This is a genomic window from Streptomyces sp. Ncost-T10-10d (genome assembly GCF_900091955.1).
In the GTDB taxonomy this organism is placed as follows: Bacteria; Actinomycetota; Actinomycetes; order Streptomycetales; family Streptomycetaceae; genus Streptomyces.
Window position 1 is genome coordinate 53,622 of record NZ_FMDF01000133.1, and the last position, 20,027, is coordinate 73,648.

At 70.0% G+C, this 20,027-nt stretch carries 16 protein-coding genes and 1 pseudogene; 6 read left to right on the forward strand and 11 right to left on the reverse strand.

Annotated elements, in window-relative coordinates; genetic code table 11:
- Positions 1-19 precede the first annotated feature (19 nt).
- The 6 genes and pseudogenes from GA0115254_RS21760 to GA0115254_RS21785 form a co-directional block, all read right to left on the reverse strand.
- Positions 20-1,921, reverse strand: coding sequence for a DUF2264 domain-containing protein (locus GA0115254_RS21760; RefSeq protein ID WP_176740239.1), 1,902 nt, complete (start codon positions 1,919-1,921; stop codon positions 20-22).
- Positions 1,918-2,958 carry a hydroxyacid dehydrogenase gene (locus GA0115254_RS21765; protein WP_093896967.1) on the reverse strand — a complete coding sequence of 347 codons (1,041 nt, stop codon included), beginning with the start codon at positions 2,956-2,958 and terminating at the stop codon, positions 1,918-1,920. Before GA0115254_RS21765 ends, GA0115254_RS21760 begins: the two co-directional genes overlap by 4 nt.
- Positions 2,959-2,995: 37 nt before the next feature.
- Positions 2,996-3,871, reverse strand: a complete 876-nt coding sequence (locus GA0115254_RS21770; protein ID WP_093896968.1) for a carbohydrate ABC transporter permease — start codon at positions 3,869-3,871, stop codon at positions 2,996-2,998.
- Positions 3,868-4,872, reverse strand: a complete 1,005-nt coding sequence (locus tag GA0115254_RS21775; protein ID WP_093896969.1) for a carbohydrate ABC transporter permease — start codon at positions 4,870-4,872, stop codon at positions 3,868-3,870. Before GA0115254_RS21775 ends, GA0115254_RS21770 begins: the two co-directional genes overlap by 4 nt.
- Before the next feature lie 49 nt (positions 4,873-4,921).
- Positions 4,922-6,289 carry an ABC transporter substrate-binding protein gene (locus GA0115254_RS21780; RefSeq protein WP_093896970.1) on the reverse strand — a complete coding sequence of 456 codons (1,368 nt, stop codon included), beginning with the start codon at positions 6,287-6,289 and terminating at the stop codon, positions 4,922-4,924.
- A gap of 102 nt (positions 6,290-6,391) precedes the next feature.
- Positions 6,392-7,575, reverse strand: a pseudogene (locus GA0115254_RS21785) (substrate-binding domain-containing protein).
- Positions 7,576-8,003: 428 nt separating this feature from the next.
- Between GA0115254_RS21785 and GA0115254_RS21790 the strand changes: the two are divergent.
- Genes GA0115254_RS21790 through GA0115254_RS21805 form a run of 4 tightly spaced genes read left to right on the forward strand, consistent with a single transcriptional unit; the run spans position 8,004 to position 12,640 of the window.
- On the forward strand, positions 8,004-9,956 hold the full coding sequence (locus tag GA0115254_RS21790) for a RiPP maturation radical SAM C-methyltransferase (RefSeq protein WP_093896971.1): 1,953 nt from the start codon (positions 8,004-8,006) through the stop codon (positions 9,954-9,956).
- On the forward strand, positions 9,953-10,558 hold the full coding sequence (locus GA0115254_RS21795; RefSeq protein ID WP_176740240.1) for a DUF5825 family protein: 606 nt from the start codon (positions 9,953-9,955) through the stop codon (positions 10,556-10,558). The genes GA0115254_RS21790 and GA0115254_RS21795 overlap by 4 nt, the downstream gene beginning before the upstream one ends.
- 3 nt (positions 10,559-10,561) lie before the next feature.
- Positions 10,562-11,842 carry an MFS transporter gene (locus GA0115254_RS21800; RefSeq protein WP_093896973.1) on the forward strand — a complete coding sequence of 427 codons (1,281 nt, stop codon included), beginning with the start codon at positions 10,562-10,564 and terminating at the stop codon, positions 11,840-11,842.
- Positions 11,843-11,866: 24 nt separating this feature from the next.
- Complete coding sequence (locus tag GA0115254_RS21805; protein ID WP_093896974.1) at positions 11,867-12,640, forward strand: sulfite exporter TauE/SafE family protein; 774 nt, start codon at positions 11,867-11,869, stop codon at positions 12,638-12,640.
- Between the two features lie 106 nt (positions 12,641-12,746).
- Here GA0115254_RS21805 and GA0115254_RS21810 read toward each other — a convergent pair whose 3' ends face one another.
- Positions 12,747-14,276, reverse strand: coding sequence for an amino acid permease (locus GA0115254_RS21810; RefSeq protein ID WP_093896975.1), 1,530 nt, complete (start codon positions 14,274-14,276; stop codon positions 12,747-12,749).
- Between the two features lie 91 nt (positions 14,277-14,367).
- Positions 14,368-15,375 carry a hypothetical protein gene (locus GA0115254_RS21815; RefSeq protein ID WP_093896976.1) on the reverse strand — a complete coding sequence of 336 codons (1,008 nt, stop codon included), beginning with the start codon at positions 15,373-15,375 and terminating at the stop codon, positions 14,368-14,370.
- 443 nt (positions 15,376-15,818) lie between these two features.
- Between GA0115254_RS21815 and GA0115254_RS21820 the strand changes: the two genes are divergently transcribed.
- The gene (locus GA0115254_RS21820; protein WP_093896977.1) at positions 15,819-17,252 is read left to right on the forward strand and encodes an FGGY family carbohydrate kinase; all 1,434 of its coding nucleotides are present in this window, start codon (positions 15,819-15,821) and stop codon (positions 17,250-17,252) included.
- Positions 17,253-17,338: 86 nt separating this feature from the next.
- Here the strand turns inward: GA0115254_RS21820 and GA0115254_RS21825 are convergent, their stop codons facing one another.
- Complete coding sequence (locus GA0115254_RS21825; protein WP_093896978.1) at positions 17,339-17,779, reverse strand: hypothetical protein; 441 nt, start codon at positions 17,777-17,779, stop codon at positions 17,339-17,341.
- Positions 17,780-17,859: 80 nt separating this feature from the next.
- Here GA0115254_RS21825 and GA0115254_RS21830 point away from each other — a divergent pair, with 80 nt between their 5' ends.
- Positions 17,860-18,621, forward strand: a complete 762-nt coding sequence (locus GA0115254_RS21830; protein ID WP_093896979.1) for a cobalt-precorrin-6A reductase — start codon at positions 17,860-17,862, stop codon at positions 18,619-18,621.
- A 1-nt stretch (position 18,622) separates the two neighbouring features.
- Here GA0115254_RS21830 and cobF read toward each other — a convergent pair whose 3' ends face one another.
- Together cobF and GA0115254_RS21840 are read right to left on the reverse strand one after the other, a co-directional pair.
- Entirely contained in the window at positions 18,623-19,378 is a 756-nt protein-coding gene (cobF, locus tag GA0115254_RS21835) for a precorrin-6A synthase (deacetylating) (protein ID WP_093896980.1), read from the reverse strand.
- A 43-nt stretch (positions 19,379-19,421) separates the two neighbouring features.
- Entirely contained in the window at positions 19,422-19,940 is a 519-nt protein-coding gene (locus GA0115254_RS21840; RefSeq protein WP_093896981.1) for a DUF309 domain-containing protein, read from the reverse strand.
- Positions 19,941-20,027: the final 87 nt, after the last annotated feature.

Genomic DNA, 20,027 nt, shown 5'->3' on the forward strand with positions numbered 1-20,027 from the left:
GGCCGCGCAACCCCGATGCTCACCCGTGCGTGACCGTCAGCGGCTCGAAGCCGATACATGTCGTCGCCGCGTCCTCCGTCCAGCAGACCTCCACCGTGTCCCCGTCCACATTCACCCCGCTCACCACCGCATCGAGTGGCGCCGCGTCGGGCTCCGCGGTCAGCGAGGCGAGCGCCACCAGCACCACCGTGCCGTCGGCAGCCGCGGACAGCCGGGGCACCACCGCCCAGCGCGTGTACGCCGTGCCCTGCGGGGCCCGTATCCCGTCCCGCGTCTCCCAGCCGTGCAGACCGTGCAACGCGGAGGTCACCGCATCGTCGCGGCCGGTCGCCCAGCCCGTCTGCTCCACCCGGGCCCCTGCCGGTGCGCCGAGCACGCGGTGCACCCGCAACTCGTGCCGGCCGCGGACCACGGTGACGCTCTCGACCCGCATCCCCGGCACCATCGGCGCACCGGATGTGAACACCGGGCGGTGCCAGGAGGCGGCCCAGCCCCAGCCGTCGCCCCCGCCGGCGCCCAGCGGACGGATGGCACGGCGACCGCTGCGCACCCCGGCGACAACCACGGCCAGATGGTTGTCCGCCACGTTCGCCTTCGACGTGGGGCCGGTCACCGTGGAGTACGACTGACGGCTGTACAGCGGATCGTCCTGCACACCCGACTCGCCCTCGTGCGGGCGCACATGGTCGCTGCCGTGGTTGTGCAGCCGTACGATCCCGTCCGCCCGGGTGGACTGCACGAGGAGTCCGGGCGCCGGCAGTGCGAGCACCCGGTCGGGGCCCTCGCTCGGCGCGGGCTCCTCGGTCGCGGTCCACAGCGGATGACCGTCCGGGGCGAGCAGCGAGACGAAGGCCTTGGACGCCCAGTACGGCGAGGCGGGGGCCGAGTAGTTCTGCAGCGTGGCCTCGTGCGGGCCGTGCCAGCCCAGGCTCAGCAGCCCGTCCGTACCGGTCGCACCCCGGTCCAGGAAGTAGCGCAGCGACCCGTTGATCAACCGACGCGAGGCGCCGGGCGTGAGCGGCGTGTGCCCGGTGACGGCTCCGAGCGCGACCGACGAAGCGGCCGCGAAACGGTAGGTCAGCGAGCGGCCGAAGTGGATCGGCGCACCGTCGCCGCCGAACAGCAGAGAGAAGCCCTCCAGATGTTCGCGCAGCCGGTCGCCGTAGTGCGCGGACAACTCGGCGTCACCCGACAGATGCGCGTCCAGCACGGGGTAGAGGTGCAGCGCCCAGCCGTTGTAGTGGTCGAACGCGCGGCCGTCGCCGTCCGAGTACCAGCCCTGCCCGCGGTACCAGCCCTCCAGCAGGTCGAGGGCACGCTCCTTCGCACGGGCCGTCTCCGCGTCGCCACGGCCCACGGAGTCGAGGAACGCGGCCACGGAGTAGGGGAACAGATACCAGTTGTTGGGAGCGGGGGTGTGCCGCAGCGCGCCGCGCAACCACTCCTCGGCACGGTCCCGCACGTCGGACTCCAGCCGGTCCCAGAGCCACGGCCGGGTCAGCCGCAGACCGATGGCGACCGACGCGGACTCGACCATCGGCTGGCCGAAGACGGTGTGGTCGCGGATCAGCGGCCAGGACTCGGCATCGTCCCGGCCGGGGGTGCGGGTACCTGCGGTGAGTCCGTCGGCGTACCGGTCGAGCCAGCCGTGCGGGTCCTTGCCGTCCGCGCCCGCCACCCGGAAGGCGGCGGCGAGGAACGTACGCGCGTATCCCTCCAGACCGTCGGAACGCACCCCGGATGCGGACGGCCGGCCCGGCAGGTCCAGCAGCGCGCCGCCCGGAGTGGCCCACTGCCAGGCGGCCTTGAGCAGTCCGTCCGCAGCTGCCTCCCAGTGCGCGCGGGTGTAGCCGGTGTGCGGGCTCAACGCCCGGTCATCGGCGGGGAGTTCGAGGGGAGAGCCCAGGTGGGGTGCGGTCATGCGAGGAATGCCAGCCTTTCGCGTCGTACGGGGTGGGCGAATCCGTCGCCCGCGGCCCAGCGGCCGGCCTCGCCGACTGCCAGATCGACCAGTCGCCGCCACTCATTGCCCTGCGAGCCCGCGAGGTGTGGGGTGATGGTCACGTTGTCGCACTCCCAGAGGGGGTGTGCGGCGGGAAGGGTGTCGGGTTCCGTGACGTCGAGGACCGCCCGGATCCGGTCCTGCCGCAGGACGTCGACGAGCGCGTCCTGGTCGACGACGGCGCCCCGCGAGGTGTTGATGAGCACGCTGTCGGGGCGCATCGAGGTGAGCAGTTCACGGCTGACGAGCCCGCGGGTGGCCGGCAGCAGAGGGGTGTGGACGCTCACCACGTCGCTGCGGGCGAACAGTTCACCGAGGCCGACGGGCCGGACGCCGAGAGCGGCGGCCTCCGCCTCGGAGACGTACGGATCGTGGAGCAGCACCGGCAGGTCGTACGGCCGCAGCAGTTCGATGACGCGCCGGCCGATCAGCGAGGCGGACAGAATACCGACGGTGCGGCCGTAGTTCCCGACCTCCGTCGAGGTGGCGAGCCAGTTGTCGCGGCGGCGCTCGGTCCGGTAGCCGCGGGCCCGTTCCAGGACCCGTTTGCCGGAGAGCAGGATCATGGCGACGGTGTACTCCGCCACCGGCAGGGCGTTGGCGGCGGCCGCCGACGACACCTCGATGCCGCGTTCCCAGCAGGCTTCGGTGATGTGTCCGCGGATGGTGCCCGCGGTGTGGACGACGGCGCGCAGATGCGGCGCCGCGTCCAGGGCCGCCCCGTCGAGCGGCGGACAGCCCCAGCCGGTGACCAGGACCTCCACGTCGGCAAGTACGGCGCGGGCTTGGTCGGTGGTGAAGTCGTCGAGAACGGGCAGGGGAGCGAGGTCGCACACCTCGCCGAGCGCGGCCAGGGACCGTGCGTCGAGGAGGGCGGCCGCGGCGTCCGGCTTCATGGCGACGGCGGCGCGTGGCCGGTTCCGCGGGCCGGGGGAGATCTGGGCGGTGATGGGCATCTTTCTCCTGGTACGGGGGTGGGGGGTGGTGGCGCGGCTACTTGACGGCGCCCGCCGTGAGCCCCGACTTCCAGAACCGCTGGAGCAGGGCGAAGGCGAGGATCAGCGGCAGGACCGCGAGCAGCGAACCCATGATCACGGCGGGGTAGTACTCGGGGGACACGGTGGCGGAACTGTTCCAGATGTACAGCCCGAGACTGACCGGATACAGGTGCTGGTCGGAGAGCATCACCATGGGCAGGAAGAAGTTGTTCCAGATGGCGGTGAGCTGGAAGAGGAAGACGGTGACCAGGCCCGGCCCCAGCATCCGCAGGGAGACCCGGAAGTACGTGGTGAGCTCGCCGGCCCCGTCCACCCGCGCCGCCTCCAGCACCTCGTCCGGTACGTACCCCTGACTGAATATCCGGCCGAGATAGACACCGAACGGATTGAAGAGCACGGGGATGAAGACGGACCAGAAGGTGTTGACCAAACCGGTGCGGGACGCCATCAGATACAGCGGCAGCGCGAGCACGGTCTGCGGCACCATCACCGCCGCCAGCACCAGACCGAACAGCTTCTCCTTGTGCGTGAAACGGTACTTGTCGAAGGCGTACCCGCAGGCGACGCTCACCAGCGCGCCGAGTGCGGCGCCGAGAACCGCGTACAGCAGGCTGTTGCCGTACCACCGTCCGTACAGTCCGCCGTCCATCGCGAACAGGTCCTTGAGGTTCTGCCCGAAGGAGAAGTGGTCCAGGGACAGCACATTGCTGCCGAACAGGGCGTCGCGGTCCTTGGAGGCGGCGAGCACGAGCCACAGCACCGGCAGGAGTGTGTACAGAACCGAGATGCCGACGACGAGATTGACGGCGGAGCGGCCGAGGAGCCTGGGCCGCAGGGTGGCGGCGGTGCGGATGGTGCTCGTCGCGCTCATCGGGCGTCCTCCTCGGGGGCGTTGGTGCGGTTGGTCCAGCGGGTGACGCCGTAGGAGAGGGCGATCGTGCAGATGAGCAGGACGACCGAGGCGGCCGCGGCGAGCCCGTAGTTGTTGCGGGTGAACGCCGCGTCGTAGATGTACATGCTGGGCGAGAACCGCGAATTGATCATCGGTGTGGCCTGGCTGAGCAGCATCGGTTCGGTGAACAGCTGCAGGGCGAAGATCAGGGTGAACATCGCGACCATCACGATCGACGAACGCACCAGAGGGGTCTTGACCTGGAGTGCCGTACGGACCGGTCCGGCACCGTCGACCACCGATGCCTCGATGACCTCGCGCGGCACGGCCTGCAGGGCGGCGTAGAAGACGACCATGTTGTAGCCGAGGTTGCTCCACAGGGCGATGTTCACGATCGACGGCACGACGGTGTGCACACCGAGGAAGTCGATGGTGATGTCGGCCTTGGCGAACAGGTCGATCACCGGGCTCAGCCCCGGCGTGTACAGGTACAGCCAGATGACGGCGGCGATGATGCCGGGCACCGCGTGCGGCAGGAACAGACCGAGCTGCGCCCAGGACCGCAGCCGTACCACTCCGGAATCCAGCAGAAGTGCCAGCGCGAGCGCGCCGATCACCATCAGCGGGATGTAGATCAGGCAGTACAGGACGACGGTGCCGAGCCCGCTGAGGAACGTCGGGTCGGTCAGCACGGCGGTGTAGCTGCGCAGTCCGACGAAGACCGTGCGTTCCGGGCCGAAGCCGAGCCCGGGCTGGTCGTCGCTGAAGAAGCTGAGCCATACGGCCGTCCCGACGGGGATCAGGAAGACCGTCACAAGGAGCAGGAAGAACGGGGTCATCAGAGCGCCGCACGCGCCGAGTTCACGGCGCCTGGCAGACCTGCGGGTGGAGCTTGCCGGCACTGTGGCCGACGGAGTCCGCGACGGGCGCGCGGCAGGGCTCAAGGAAGTGGAAGCGGGCGTGGTGAGGGGGCCGGTCATGGGTGTCACCTGCCTCTCTGCTGCTGGGAAGGGGGACGGGGGGCTCGGTTCAGCTGCTGTGCTCGGTGGTGGCGAGGCCCAGTGCCTTGAGGTCCGGCATGGTGCCCCGCTGGGTCGAGCGCACAACGTCGATCAGTGAGCCCTGGCCGCCTCCCACCCTGGCGAAGCCGTCCTGCATCACCTTCTGGGAGGCGGTCATCCGGGGGCCCCAGGTCCAGCCGTCCCTGATCTTGTGGGCCTCCTGCTCGAAGAAGGTGTAGATGTCCTGGCCGCTGTAGTAATTGCGGTCGAAGGCCTTGCGGCCCACGGCGACGAGGCCCGGGGCGGCCGGATACTGGCTGCTGGTGCCGCTGGAGAGCCGGGCGCGCAGCGCGTCGGGGTGGGACACCTGCCACTCGATGAACTCCAGCGCGGCCTCCGGGTGCTTGCTGTGGGAGGTGACCGCGAAGGTGGACCCGCCGTGGGTGCCGAGCGCGGAATCGGACTCCTTCCACTGGGGCAGGGGCGCGATGGCCCACTTGCCCTTCTGCCCGGGCCGGGCGTTCATCTGCGCCCCGGCGTCCCAGGCGCCGCTGAGCCGGACGAGGACCTGACCGTTGCTGACCTGGGCGTCGTACTGGCGGCTGTCGACCGCGTTCATGAAGACCAGGTCCTGGTCGATGAGCCGCTGCCAGTACGAGGCGACGCGGCGGCTGGGCCCGTCGGCGAGCGACACGTTCCAGGCGCCCGCCCGGGTGTCGTACCACTGGGCGCCGGCCTGCCAGGCGAACGCGGCGAACTGTGCGGCGCCGTCCGTGGCGAAGGTCGCCAGCCTGCGGCCGGGGGCCTTGCGGTGCACGGTGCGGGCCACGTCCTCGAAGTCGTCCCAGGTGCGCGGTATTTCGAGCCCGTACTGCTTGAAGAGGTCGGTGCGGTAGTGCATCACCATCGGTTCGACGTCCAGCGGAACGCTGAAGACACGCTTCTCGAAGGTGGTCAGGCCGAGCGCCTGCGGCAGCAGCTTGGCACGCAGGCTGCCGCTCACCATGTCGGTGATCTCACGGGCGACACCGTCGATGGCGAAGCCGGGCACCTGGGGGTACTCGATCGTCGCGACGTCCGGCGCATTGCCCGCCCGTGCGGCGTTGCTGAGCTTCGCGTAGCCGCCCTGACCGCCCGTGGGGATCTGCTGGAAGTCGACCTGGACGGTGTCGTGGGTGCGGTTGAACGCGTCCACGACTTCCTGGCTGCCGCGCAGAGCGGACCAGAAGGTGATGTGCGTAGCCTGTTTCCTGTTTCTGCCGACTGTGCTGCTGGTGTTGCTCGTGCTGCCCGATCCTGATGATCCGTCGCTGCCGCTGCAGGCGCTGAGCGCGCCTGTCAGAGGCAGGGCGGCGATCGTGGCGAGCACGGATCGACGACTCTGTCGACCGGGCATGTGCGCCTCCCGCGGCTCCTGATTCGGGTCACGGGGAATCCTGATCGGCTGATCGGTAGTGGTCAATAGATCGCTCAGAAGAAAATTAAAGCGGTCAAACGCTCATCCGGCGGGAAGGGTGAGGGCCTGCGCGGATCCACGCACCTTGAGCGTGGGCAGCAGCTCCGTGCGGCGTACCGGGCCGCTCGCGCCGACGGCCCCGGACAGCCGGTGGAGCAGCAGTTCGGCCGCGGCCCGCCCGATCTCCGTCTTCGGTGGCGCCACCGCTGTCAGAGGGGTGCTGCCGAGGGCCGCGACCACATCGTCGTACGCCACGACCGAGCAGTCCCGCGGCACTTCGACACCGCTCTCCGCCAGCCGCTGCACCAGCATCAACGCGTCCACATCGCCGTGCAGCACCGCCGCCGTGGCGCCCCGCTCCCGCAGCAGCGCGGCCAGGTCGAGAGCGGTGCGGCCGTCGGTCGCGGGGGCGGCGGGGCGGCGGATTCCACCGCGGCCCCGCCTCCCGCGGCAGGGGAGTCGGGGCCGGGGCCGGGCACCGCCTGCGGGGAACTCAGCACCACCGACCAGTCCTCCACCTCCGGGCGGGCCGCGGCGATCTCGGCGAACGCGGCACGGATGCTGCGCGCCGTCGGGCTGTCGTCGCGGGCGGCCAGCACGATACGGCGATGTCCCAGCGACACCAGATGCTCCACGGCGAGATGCGTCCCGTACCAGTGATCGGAACAGACGGAGTCCAGGGCGTGCAGCGCGCTGCCCGGCCGGGGCCGCCGTTCCATCAGCACGGTCGGCACCCCCAGGCCCGCCAGCCAGCCGTAGTCCAGCTCCTCCGAGCAGGCATTGCGCCAGCGCGGCGCGATCAGCAACCCGCGCGCCCCGTCCGCCAGTGCCCTTTCCACCAGCGGACGTTCGGCGCCGGCCGACTGGGGTGCGATGTGCAGGGCGATCCGCATCCCGGACTCCTCCAGGACGGTCCGGGCGCCGTGCAGGGTCTCGTACAGGTACGAATGCCGCTCCGGGACGACCAGGGCGACCGCCCCGCCGTCCCCGCCGGGCTCCTCGCTCCTCGACGCCGGGACCGCGGCGGGCGGCTGCGCCTCCCGTACCGGCCGGGCCACCCCGTGCCCGCGCCGCAGCCGTCCGGCCCGCGCCAGCTCCTCGACGTCCCGCCGGATCGTGACCACCGAGACGTCGAGCTCGGCCGCGAGCACGCTGACCTTGACCGCGCCGCGCGACTCCACCACCGACAGGATTCGCTGCCGCCTGAGTTCAACCGGCTCCCGCATGCTGTTGGCCCCCTCGCCGTACCGCTGCGCGTTGTTCGTTTGAACGCTTCCTGTGAGCGCTTGGGTCGCAGCATAGCGATCACCTCTCCGCTGTCCACGCGCGTGGACGGTCCCGTACGTCCCATCGCCCCCAGGAGGCACTCTTGCGAGCCTTGCGCAACGGCACCTAACGTCAACGAACTTGAGGCCGGCAGGAGAAGGGAGGGGCATATGGAGATCAAGAAAGTAGTGGTTCGCGAGGAAGAGGCGAAGAACCGCGAACGGCAGACGATCGAGAAACGCCCGACGCGCTGAGCCGGCACATACCGGCGCAATCGACACGCAGGGCGATCGGCGTCCGAGGCAGCTGGTGCACAGGGGTCGGACATCACCTACAAGGGCGGGCGTGGGGTGCGTCCCGGCGTCCGCCCCGTGCCATGGGAGGCGCAGTGCGAATTCATCTGGTGACCATGCCGTGGCAGCCGCTCGAACTCCCCTCTCTCCAAGTGGGACTGCTGCACTCACTGCTGCACCGCACCCGCCCGGACGACGAGGTGCGTGAGTTCCACGGCTCCTTGCGCTGGGCGGAGTACCTGCTGGAACGCTCGCAGGGAGCGCTGCGACCCGGCGATCACGTCGCGGTGGGGAGCGAATCGATCTTCGACGGCCTCGGGGACTGGGTATTCTCCGGTGTCCTGTACAAGGATCCCGAATGGGGTGTGGCCCGGCTGAAGGACTATGCCTCGCGGCGCGGGATCGATATCGGCACGGCGGCCGCGATGCGCACCCATGCGGCGGAATTCATCGACGAGAGCGCGAGCGCCGTGCTCGCCGGCCTTCCCGATGTCGTGGGGTTCACCTCCACATTCATGCAGAATGTCTCCTCGCTGGCGCTTGCCGCAGAACTCAAACGACGCCGCCCCGGACTGGCCGTCGTATTCGGCGGCAGCAATTGCGACGGCCCGATGGGGCATGCCCTGCACCGTAATCACCGATTCGTCGATCATGTGGTGCGGGGCGAGGGGGAGTATGCCTTCCCCGCCCTTCTCGCCCATCTCGAAGCGGGCACCGCACCGGACGATGTGCCCGGGCTCTGCTGGTGGGACGGGGAGGAGTCACGGGCCAACGAGGAGTCCCGTCGCACGGTGGCGCCCGGCGACATCCCCTCACCCGACTACGACCTCTGGCAGGAGGCCCTCGACGCCTCCCCGCTCGCGGAGTACGTCCATCCGAAACTGGTGGTGGAGGGCGCCCGCGGCTGCTGGTGGGGCGAGAAGCACCACTGCACCTTCTGCGGACTCAACGGATCGGCGATGGCCTTCCGCTCCAAGCCCGGCGGACAGCTGTGGAACGAGGTCGACCGCCTCGTGCGACGCCACCGCATCCTGGACCTCGTCACCGTCGACAACATCATCGACATGGCGTACTTCAAGGATTTCCTCCCGCTCGCCGCCGACAGCGGCTGGGACCTGCGCATGCACTACGAGGTCAAGTCCAACCTCACGCCCGAACAGCTGGAACTGCTGAGCCGGGCCGGCTCGGTCCACATCCAGCCGGGTATCGAATCCCTCAGCAACAAGGCTCTCGACCTCATGAACAAGGGTGTCAGCGGGGCCCGTAACATCCGTACGCTCCGCGAGTGCGAGAACCACTCGCTCACCTGCTCCTGGAACTATCTCTACGGCTTCCCGGGGGAGAGTGCCGAGGACTACACCTCCGTCATCGACCAGATGCCCGCGCTCGTCCATCTCCAGCCGCCCGGCGGCGCCCACCGCATCCAACTGGAGCGGTTCAGCCCCAACTTCGCCAACCCGGCGCTCGGTTTCCAGCAACGACGTCCTGCCGAAATGTACCGCCATGTCTATGATCTGCCCCAGGAAGAAATGACCGATCTCGTCTATCTCTTCGACACCCCGCCCGCCGGCATCGGCGGCGAGACCGAAGAGCGACTGAAGACCGCAGCCCGCGCCTGGTACACCGGATACCCCGCCTCCACCCTGGTCCTGGAACAGCCCGGCAGCCCGGACGGCGAAGACGTGCTCCTCGTCCACGACCGACGGCACGGCTGGCCGCGCCGCACCCACCGGCTGGCCGGCTGGCGGGCCGCTGCTCTGCGCCATCTGGAGGCGGGCCGCACCCGGTCCGCCCTGCACCGGCTGCTCACCGCCGACGGAGGCCCGCCGTCCGGCGAGGCGCTCGGCGAATGGCTCGATCACGCGGTCTCCCTGGGACTCCTCTACGACGACGGACGGTCGTACGTGGCGCTGCCCACCTGGCACGTTCCGGTCCGCTCGGTCGAGTGCGCCCAGGAGCCGGACGCCCACACGGTCGAGCCCGCCCCGGCGCAGGAGGCCCGCTCGGTCGAACGCACCCCGCTCCCGGGGGAGAGGGTCGCCGGATGAGCACCCTGCCCGCACCCCCGGCCCGTATGGCCCTCTCCCTGCCTGCTCTGCATGTGCCGTACCGGATCGACGGACGGCTGGTGATGGTCGACGAACCGCTGCGGCTGGGCGCGGGCGGCCAACGGGCGGCGGCCGCGGCCCAGTTCCTGCGCGAGTGCCAGAGCCACGACCTCGTCGTGCACTGGACTCCGGCGACCGACGACCCCCTGTTCACCGGCTCCACGAACGAGGTGTCCGCGACAGCCGGCCTGCTGCGCCACCTCCCCGCCCCCGGCCCGCTGCCCGGCGAGCCGCCGGAACTGGCCGTCTGGCGGGACCGTCATGCCTACGGGCAGCTCTACCACCGGCGCGGGCCGGACTTCGTGACGGTCATGGACCGCAGGGAGCCATCGGCCGCAGCCCGCTTCACGATCGAGCACCCCGATCTGCTGGCCACCTTCCTCACCGTCCTGGACGCCACTCCCGTGGCCTGCCTGAGCACGACCGGCCGGGAAGCGGTGGACCTGCTGACGACGGAACGCCTCGCGTGGGTGACGGACGGCTGGGTGGTGGCCCTGCCACCGCGCATCCGCCGGTGGCCCGTCCCCTGCACAGACATCTGAACGATGGAGCCGCCGCCCGACCCCCCTTCCTCTCTTCCTCGTACGGCCTTTGCCGGTGGGGGGAGCGACCACCTCGCGCGTCCCGGACACTCTCTGCTGCGCCACCGCCCGTTCGCGCTGCTCTGCGGAGAACAGATCGCCAGCTCGGTGGGACGCCAGGTCACCACCCTGGCGCTCGCGCTGCTCGCGGTGACCCGGCTGGACGCGGGGCCGCTCGGCGCGTCCGCCCTGATGGCGTTGAGCTATCTCCCCGGGGCGCTCCTCAGCCCGTTCGCCGGTGTGCTGGTCGACCGGGCACGTCTGCGCGGCCTGACCGTGCTCCTCACCGTCCTGCAGGTGCTGGTTGTCGGGTCCGTACCCCTGGCGGACCTCTTCGGCCGCCTCACCCTGCTCCAGCTGTACGCGGTGGCCACCGCGTCCGGCGCGCTGACCTCCATGCTCGCGGTCGCCCTGCAGGCGGCCCTGCCCCGCGTCGTGCATCCCGGACAGCTGCTGTCCGCCAACTCCGCACTGACCGGGGCCCGCACCACCGGGCAGATCGGCGGACCGGCACTGGGCGGAGTGCTGGTGGGTCTGGCCGGGGCCTCCACGGCGCTGCTGGCCGGCTGCGTGGCGTACGGCGTCGAGGCGCTGCTGCTCCTCGCCCTCCCCGCCACGCTGAACACCCCGGCCGAGCGCAGCCGTCCCGAGGCGGGCTCCCGAACGGCCGCGCTGCGCGCCGGACTGGCCGTGGTACGTGGGGAGAGGCTGCTGCGCCGGCAGGTGCTCGCAGGGGCCGGATTCAATCTCGGCAGCGGAGCCGTGGATGCGCTCTTCGTGCTCTACGCCACCCGCGAGCTCGCCCTTCCCGCCTGGCAGCTGGGGACGGTGTACGCCGCGTTCAGCGTCGCGACCGTCCTCGGGGTGCTGCTGGCCGGCCGGTTCGCCGCCACCACCGGGCTGGCCCTGGCGACCCGGATCTGCGCGGTGGTGGCGGCCCTCGCCATCTTCCTGGTTCCGGCCGCCTCCCTGGGAGTCGGCTTCCCGGCGCTGCTTTCGTACCAGTTCCTCTTCGGTCTTTCGGCCACGGTCTGGGCCATCTCCATGACCACCACCCAGCAACTCATCACGCCGCCCGAGCTCCAGGGCCGGGTCGCCGGGGTTCTCCAGGCCGCACTCATCGGCACGGTGCCGATCGGCGCACTCGGCGGCGGCGCGCTGGCCGGCTGGCTGGGCAGCATCCCGGTGCTCACGGGCGGGGCGACGGTGGCGCTCCTGGCTGCCGCCTGCCTCTGGCTCCCATAAGCGGGCCTACCATCTGTTCTTGGCATGGACACTCTTACACTCTGGCAACTGGCCGCGCTCGCAGCGGCATCAGCCCTCGTCGGCTTTTCGAAGTCGGCCGTCAGCGGCGCCAACACGATCAGTCTGGCGGTCTTCGCGGCCGTACTCCCGGCTCGCGAGTCCACCGGAGTACTGCTCCCGATCCTCATCGCGGGCGATGTGCTCGCCGTCCTCATCTACCGGCGGCACGCCCACTGGCCGACTCTGCTGCGGCTCTTCCCCGCCGTAGCCGTCGGCGTGGTGGCGGGAACGGTCTTCATGTTGTGGGCCGACGACGCGGCCGTACGCACGTCGATCGGCGCGATCCTGCTGTTCATGGCAGGTGTCACCGTCTGGCGGCGGAGGCCCGCGGTCACCGGCAGGGAGGCCATGGAGGAGTCCGGTGCACCACCGATGCGAGGCACCGGCAGGTTCAAGGCCCGCTCATACGGGGTGCTCGGCGGTTTCACCACCATGGTCGCCAATGCGGGCGGCCCCGTCATGTCGCTCTATCTGCTCTCCGCCGGCTTCCGGAAGCTCGGCTTCCTGGGGACGTCGGCGTGGTTCTTCCTCATCGTCAACGTGTCCAAGGTGCCGTTCAGCGTGGGCCTGGGCCTCATCGACGCACAGTCGCTGCTGCTGGACGCCTGCATGCTGCTGTTCGTCCTCCCCGGCGCCTACATCGGCCGCAAGTGTGTGGACCGCATCAATCAGAAGCTCTTCGAGCAGCTGGTGATCGGCGCGACCGTCCTCGGCGGACTCCAACTGCTCCTGCGCTGACCGTGCACAGCGTTCCTTACCACCACCGCACACACGCCTCAGCCCTCCCCGACAGCGGTTCGCTGCGACCGGGGAGGGCTGAGAACAAGGCGTGGACGGGGCGGGGTCAGACGATGCCTTCCTCGATCTCCGCCTGCTCACGGGCGTTCCCGTACGCCGAAGGCGTGCTGTACGAACGGCGCGCGACGAACCACCACACGGTGGCCAGGACCAGCACCGCGACCAGCGCGATCGACGCGTAGTTCATCGAGTCGACCGTCACGGGGGACGACTGCGGAAGCAGGAACAGGACGGTCACGATGGCGACCCACACCACGGCGATCCAGCCGATCGGCTTGCTCCAGCGGCCCAGGTGCCAGGGGCCGCGTTCGAACCGGTCGCCGGAGCGCAGCTTCAGGAAGATCGGGATCGCATAGGCGGGCGTGATGCCGATGACATTGATCGCGGTCACCGCACCGTAGGCGGTGGCGGAGTACAGCGACGGCAGCGCGAGTACCCCGGCGATCACGACCGACAGCCACACCGCGTTGACGGGCGTCTGGGTGCGCGAGCTCACCTTGTGCCACAGCGCCGAGCCCGGCAGTGCGTTGTCGCGGCTGAACGCGAACACCATCCGGCTGGCGGCGGCGACCTCGGCGTTGCCGCAGAACAGCTGCGCCGCGATCACGATCAGGAGCATGGCCGTGGCCCCGGAGGTGCCCAGTGCATCGATGAGGATCTGCGCCGGAGGCACCCCGGTTGCGCTGTCCTGGGTGCCCGCGTAGTCCTGGATCGCGAAGGTCAGCCCGGCGAGCAGTACGAAACCGGCGACCCAGGAGACCCAGATCGCGCGGACGATGCCCTTGGCGGCCGTCACGGAGGCGTTCGACGTCTCCTCCGACAGGTGGGCGGACGCGTCGTAGCCGCAGAAGGTGTATTGCGCGAGGAGCAGGCCGATCGCCGCCACATACAACGGGTTGTGCCAGCCCGTGTCATTGACGAACTCGGTGAAGACGAACGACGGCGACTGGTGGTGCGAGGGCACGATGGCCAGCACGGCGACGATCACCGCGACACCGGCGAGATGCCACCAAACACTGATGGAGTTGAGCACGCTGACGAGGCGGACACCGAAGAGATTCAGCACGGCGTGCAGCAGCAGAATGCAGACAAAAATGATCATTGTCTTACCCGGTGTGGGGGTGAATCCCCACTGCAGATTCATCAGCGCACCGGTGAACAGCGCGGCGCCGTAGTCGATACCCGCGATCGCACCGAGCAGCCCGAGCAGATTCAGCCAGCCGGTGTACCAGCCCCACTTGCGCCCGCCGAGCCGGTCGGCCATGTAGTACAGCGCCCCCGAGGTCGGGTAGGCGCTGGTCACCTCGGCGAGTGCCATGCCGACGCAGAGCACGAAGAGGCCGACACCGGCCCAGCCCCAGAGCATCACCGCCGGGCCACCGGTCGACATGCCGAAGCCGTACAGGGTCATGCAGCCGGACAGGATCGAGATGACGGAGAAGCTGATGGCAAAGTTGCCGAAGCCCCCCATGCGGCGGGCGAGCACCGGCTGATAGCCGAGTTCGCGCAGTCGCTGCTCCTCGTCCATGGGTGGGTTGGCCTCCGCACCCGACTGGGTCGGGGTGGATATGGACATGGGAAAAACCTCCATGAGCGGGATGGGGAAGGGACGGAAGGGATCGGCTCGAAATGGCGAGGGAGGCCGCACGGCATCACGGCGCCATGACTCAGCCGTGCGGCCCCCGCCCGGGGTCGCGGGACACGGCGAGACAGCGGCTCCGGGCGCGCAGGAAAACCTCCTCGGCGCCACCCGGGGCCTTGGGATCACGGGTGCGGTACACCCAGGGAACCGAGGTGAAATAGGGGCCGAGCTCCTGGAACACCGGTGCGGCGTCAGCGAATTGGAGTGCGCCCCACAGGGCGTGGGCCAGATGGTTCAGGTCGAGCAGGGAGTGGGAGATCGGGGCCGTGCGACGGAACCAGAGCTCCAGGGCGCGGGCCGCGTCCCGCTCGGCGTCCTCGGTGACCCAGTGGAGATCCAGGGCCTTCTCGTGACCGTGCTCACGGCGGTAGCGCTCGACCCGCACATACAGCGGCAGTACATGCAGCGCGGAGCCGTCGGGGGCGGAAGAGGCCGCCCACTGAACGAAGTTGACCGCTTCCGAGAGGGATCCGCCGGCCTTTCGCGCATACACGAACTGGAGCATCCGGTGGTAGGCCTCGCGGTTGTACGGATCGCGCTTGTCGGCCTCGGCCAGCAGCCCCCACGGGCCGGGGAAGAGCATCGGTCCCGGCGGATGCAGCCGGTGCTCCTCCAACTGCTGCCGCTCGTCGAGCTGGGACAGGGCCAGCAGGCACACCCACGGCACCGGGTCCGCGGGCGAGGTGTGCGCGGCAGTGCGGCAGGCTCCCCACGCTTCCTGCCACAGCTCCTGTGCACGGGGATGGCCCTCGCGGTGGGCCCGCACGGCCCGTTCCACGACGACCCGTGCGTGCATCACGGCAGCGGCGACGCTTCGGGGCTCCTCGGCCAGCCAGGCCTGCACCGCATCGGAACCGGCGGCGATCGCCCCGAGTACCTGTGTGCGCTGGGTCCACAGGGTCCAATCGGGCGTACTCTCCAGTAGATTTCGCATGGAAAGCCAGCGCCCGGTGCGCAAGTCCTGTAACGCGACACGCAATTCGTTGTCATGGCCGGCCGGGTGATAGACCGGCCGGAAGTCACTGTTGGCCATGGACTCGTCCTGCCCCCGTTCGACGGGACAGCATGCGACGGATGGGGGATCTTCTCAGCACGTCACGCAACCCGGCGGTGGCATGGAACCCGTGCAGAAGCGGAAGGCCCGGGAGTCGAGATGTCGGTGTTCGGGGCGGAGTGTCGGTCTCATCAATCCTCAAGGACGTGGGGGGCTAAGCAGCTGTTGAAAAACGAACTGCTCGAAAGCGTCCGGTTGTTGTTCGGCGGTGAGTGTAAGGCCAGTTGCCCCGAACTCCGGACCGATTCGCGGATCTTACTCAAGTCATCTGATTCATACGGACGTTGACCGGCATCCGGTCGTTCCGGGCGTGTTCCCGTGCAGCCCTTGACGTACGCGGTGGTCTGCACCACTCTGGGCGTCGGAGATCAGTGATCACGATTCCGTTCAAGCCGCACAGCTTCCGCGCAACTGGAGTGTCGATGACAGGCCCGGTACTCGCCGTGGACCAGGGCACATCGGGAACCAAGGCTCTGGTTGTCTGCCCCGAGCGTGGCGTGATCGGTTCCGGTTCTGCGCCGGTGCGGCCGCGTCACGGCGCCGGCGGAGCGGTCGAGGTCGACCCCGCCGAACTGCTGGACTCGGTCGTCGACGCCGGGCGACGGGCGCTGCACGAAGCGGGTGAGCCGGTGGCGGCCGTCGGCCTCGCCAACCAGGGCGAGACGGTGCTCGCCTGGGATCCGGACACGGGGCGGCCGCTCACCGACGCGATCGTCTGGCAGGACCGGCGGTCCGCCCCGCTGTGTGCCGAACTCACCTCGCACGAAGAGCAGTTGAAGCAACTCACCGGGCTTCCGCTCGATCCTTACTTCGCCGCACCGAAGATGGCCTGGATCCGCCGTGAGCTGACCCGCGAGGGCGTCGTCACCACCAGCGATTCCTGGCTCGTCCATCAGCTGACCGGGGCGTTCGTCACGGACGCGGCGACCGCAGGACGCACCCAACTGCTCGACCTCGACCAGGTCGGCTGGTCGCCCGCGGCACTGGACATCTTCGGCCTCGGCGACGAACGCCTCCCGGCCGTCGTCGACTCCGACGGGACCGTCGGTACCACTGCCGCCTTCGGTGGTGAACTCCCGCTGACCGGACTGCTCGTCGACCAGCAGGCCGCCCTGCTCGCCCAGAACGCCCTGGACCCGGGCAACGCCAAGTGCACCTACGGAACCGGTGCGTTCCTGCTCGCCCAGACCGGGCCCGCGCCGCGTCGCGGCTCCACCGGACTGGTCAGCTGCGTCGCCTGGCGGCTCGGCGGCCGTACGAGCTACTGCCTCGACGGACAGGTCTACACCGCCGCGTCCGCCGTCAACTGGCTCACCGACCTGGGAGTGATCTCCGGCGCGGTGGACCTCGACCCGGTCGGTGCCACCGTCCCCGACTCCGCCGGCGTCACGTTCGTACCGGCGCTCGCCGGACTCGCCGCCCCGTGGTGGCGCGGCGATCTGCGCGGATCGGTGACCGGCCTCGGCCTCGACACCACCGCGGGCCACCTGGTGCGCGCCCTGTGCGAGGGCATCGCCGCGCAGGTCGTCGAACTCACCGAAGCGGTCGCGACCGATCTGGGCTCCCCGCTGACCTCGCTCCGCGTCGACGGCGGCCTGACCCGCTCCGCACTGCTCATGCAGACCCAGGCCGATCTGCTGCAACGACCCGTCGAGGTGTCCGCGCTGCCCGACGTCACCGCACTGGGCGCAGGAGCCGTCGCCCGCCTCGGCCTCGACCCCCGGCTCCCGCTCCGGCAGGCCGTACCCGAATGGAAGCCCGCCGCCGTGTACGAGCCCCGGATCGGCGCCGACGAGGCGGCCGAACGGCTTGCCGGATTCCGTTCGGCCGTGCAGATCCTGCTGGAACAAGCCTGATATTCCCGTTCCATCTGCGCGCCGACCGGCCGACCGGGTCGATCCGCACGGCACGACCGTGTGGATCGCGGCACGCTGACCGTACGTCAGGGAATCAGCAGCCAGTCCGAACCGATAGCCGCCAGAAGACCGACGGCCAGCAGCCAACTGCCGAGCCGGGTACGGCCGTTCCTGCTGAGCTCGATCACGATCCCGCACAGGATCAGCGCCAGCCCGTACACTCCGACCACCAGCACGGAGGACCGGCTGGCGATCCGCAGCGCGAGAACGACCGCCATCGCAGCCATGCCGACCGACGAGAGAACGATCCGCAGCCGTCTCGCCTGACGAGGTGTCAGCCTCTGATTCCCGGTCTCGGCAGTGGCTTCGGCAACAGCCTCGGCAACAGCCTCGGAATCGGTCTCGGGAACGATCTCCGAAGCGGCCTCGGAATCGGGTTCCGAAGCGGCCTCGGAATCGGGTTCCGAAACGGCCTCGGGACCGGCTATCGGGGTGTCCACGGCCTGGTCCTGGTCAGAAGTGCTCATGACGCCGGATCGTAATGGCTGCGGGCCGCCCTGTTCGCCGCTCCGGGCAGCAGGCGGCGAAAGTGACGTAGGTTCGGTGCATGCCCGGCCACATCCTGATCCTCGGCGGTACGACCGAAGCCCGGCAGCTCGCCGCCGAGCTGACCGGGCCCGGCGGCGACGCGACGGTGCGCATCACCACGTCGCTGGCCGGCCGGGTCACCCGGCCCCGGATGCCCGCCGGCGGCGTACGCATCGGAGGCTTCGGCGGCCCCCAGGGCCTCGCCGACTGGCTGCGTACCCACAGTGTGGACACCGTCGTCGATGCCACCCACCCGTTCGCCGGCAACATCAGCGCCAATGCCGCCGCGGCCGCGCAAGCCACCGGCACCGCACTGTTCGCGCTGCGCCGCCCCGGCTGGACGGCAGGCCCCGGTGACCGCTGGCACCCGGCCGACGACCTCGCGCACGCCGCCGCTCAACTGCCCGCACTGGGCCGCCGGATCTTCCTCACCACCGGCCGCCTGGGCCTGGCCGCCTTCGCCACCGCCCCGGGCGGCGACACGCTCCACTTCCTCGTACGATCCGTGGAGCCCCCCGAACCACCGCTGCCCCGCGACACCGACGTACTCCTCGACCGTGGCCCGTACACCGTCGAAGGAGAGACGGTGCTGCTGCGCGACCGGGCCATCGACGTCCTCGTCACCAAGGACAGCGGCGGCCCCGCCACCGCGGCGAAGCTCACCGCGGCCAGGAACCTCGACCTGCCCGTGGTCGTGGTCCGCCGCCCGCCACCGCCCGAAGGCGTACCCGTCGTGCACGATGTGGCGTCGGCGCTCCAACTGCTGTGCCAGGAAGAATGATTCAGCCGCGACGCAGCAGATACGTATCCATGATCCAGCCCTTTCGGGCGCGCGCCTCGGCCCGCAGTTCCTCGATCCGGTCCGACACCTCGGCGAGGCGCCCGGAGACCAGGATCTCGTCCTCGGTCCCCACGTACGCGCCCCAGTAGATGTAGAGGTCCTGGTCGAGATGGCGGGTGAACGCCTGCCGTGCGTCGAGCATCACGACCACGTCGTCGACCCCCTCGGGCCAGCCCTCGGCCAGCCGTCGGCCGGTCGTGATCTGCACCGGCCTCGCCACTCGGTTCAGCCCCGTGCGGTGCTTGGCCAGCAGCGCGGAGACACTGCTGATCCCGGGGACCACCTCGTGGTCGAAGGCGACCGAACCCCGGTCGAGGATCTCTTCGAGGATGCCGAGCGTGGAGTCGTACAGCGCGGGATCGCCCCACACCAGGAACGCTCCGCACTCGTCCGCACCGAGATCTTCCGCGATGAACCGCTCGTACAGATCCGCACGGCGCCTGCGCCAGTCGTCCACAGCGGGTGAGTAGTCCGACGTCCTGCGGTCCCGCTCCGGATCCCGTGCCTCGACGAGCCGGTACGAGGCGTCCTTCACATGCACATCGAGGATGTCCCGCCGCAGCCCGGTCAGGTCGGACTTCTCCTCACCCTTGTCGAGGATGAAGAACGCATCCGCCCGGTTCAGCGCCTTGACGGCCTGGAGGGTCAGATGGTCGGGGTCGCCCGCGCCGATACCGATGACATAGATCTTTCTCACCGCACCGAGTCTGCCCCATGTCCCACCGCCCCGGGCGTCCGGGCTACCGGCCCCGGGGCCGCAGACACGGTGCCTCGCCGGCCGCGTCGACGGGCCGCACACGCGCCGCGTCCGCGCCACAGGCCTTCTCCGCCTCGACCCGCCCGGCCAGCTCCTCGGCCCAGCCGATCAGCCCGTCGACCCCGATCCCGTGAGGGCGGGTGGTCCCGAACCCCGCGAGCGCCGCCGCGCCCCGTCGCAACAGCCGGGCACCGCCCGTCGTATTGCCGCGCGCCGCGTGGGTCAGCCCCACGGCCAGCTGCGCAAGACCGCGCCACAACTCTCGTTCCGCCATCGGGCCCGACTTCCACGCATCCTCGAACACCTCGTGCGCATGGAACGGCATCCCCGCGTCCAGCAGCCGTTGCGCCTCACGCAGCGTCTCCTCGGGGGTACGGGTCACACCCTCCGGCTGCCGATCCACTCCCGGTGCCCCGTACGGCAGGGGGCGTCCCAGCCCGTCACGGGGGCGCGCATTGCGCGCGCGGCCCTCGGCGTCGCGGTCCCTGCGAGTCTCGTCCACCCCTCGATTGTGCCCCGCACCTGCGGCGAACTGTCTGAACCTCTGTCCGTGGACCCCCGCGCACGACTAGTGTCGACAGTCATCCGC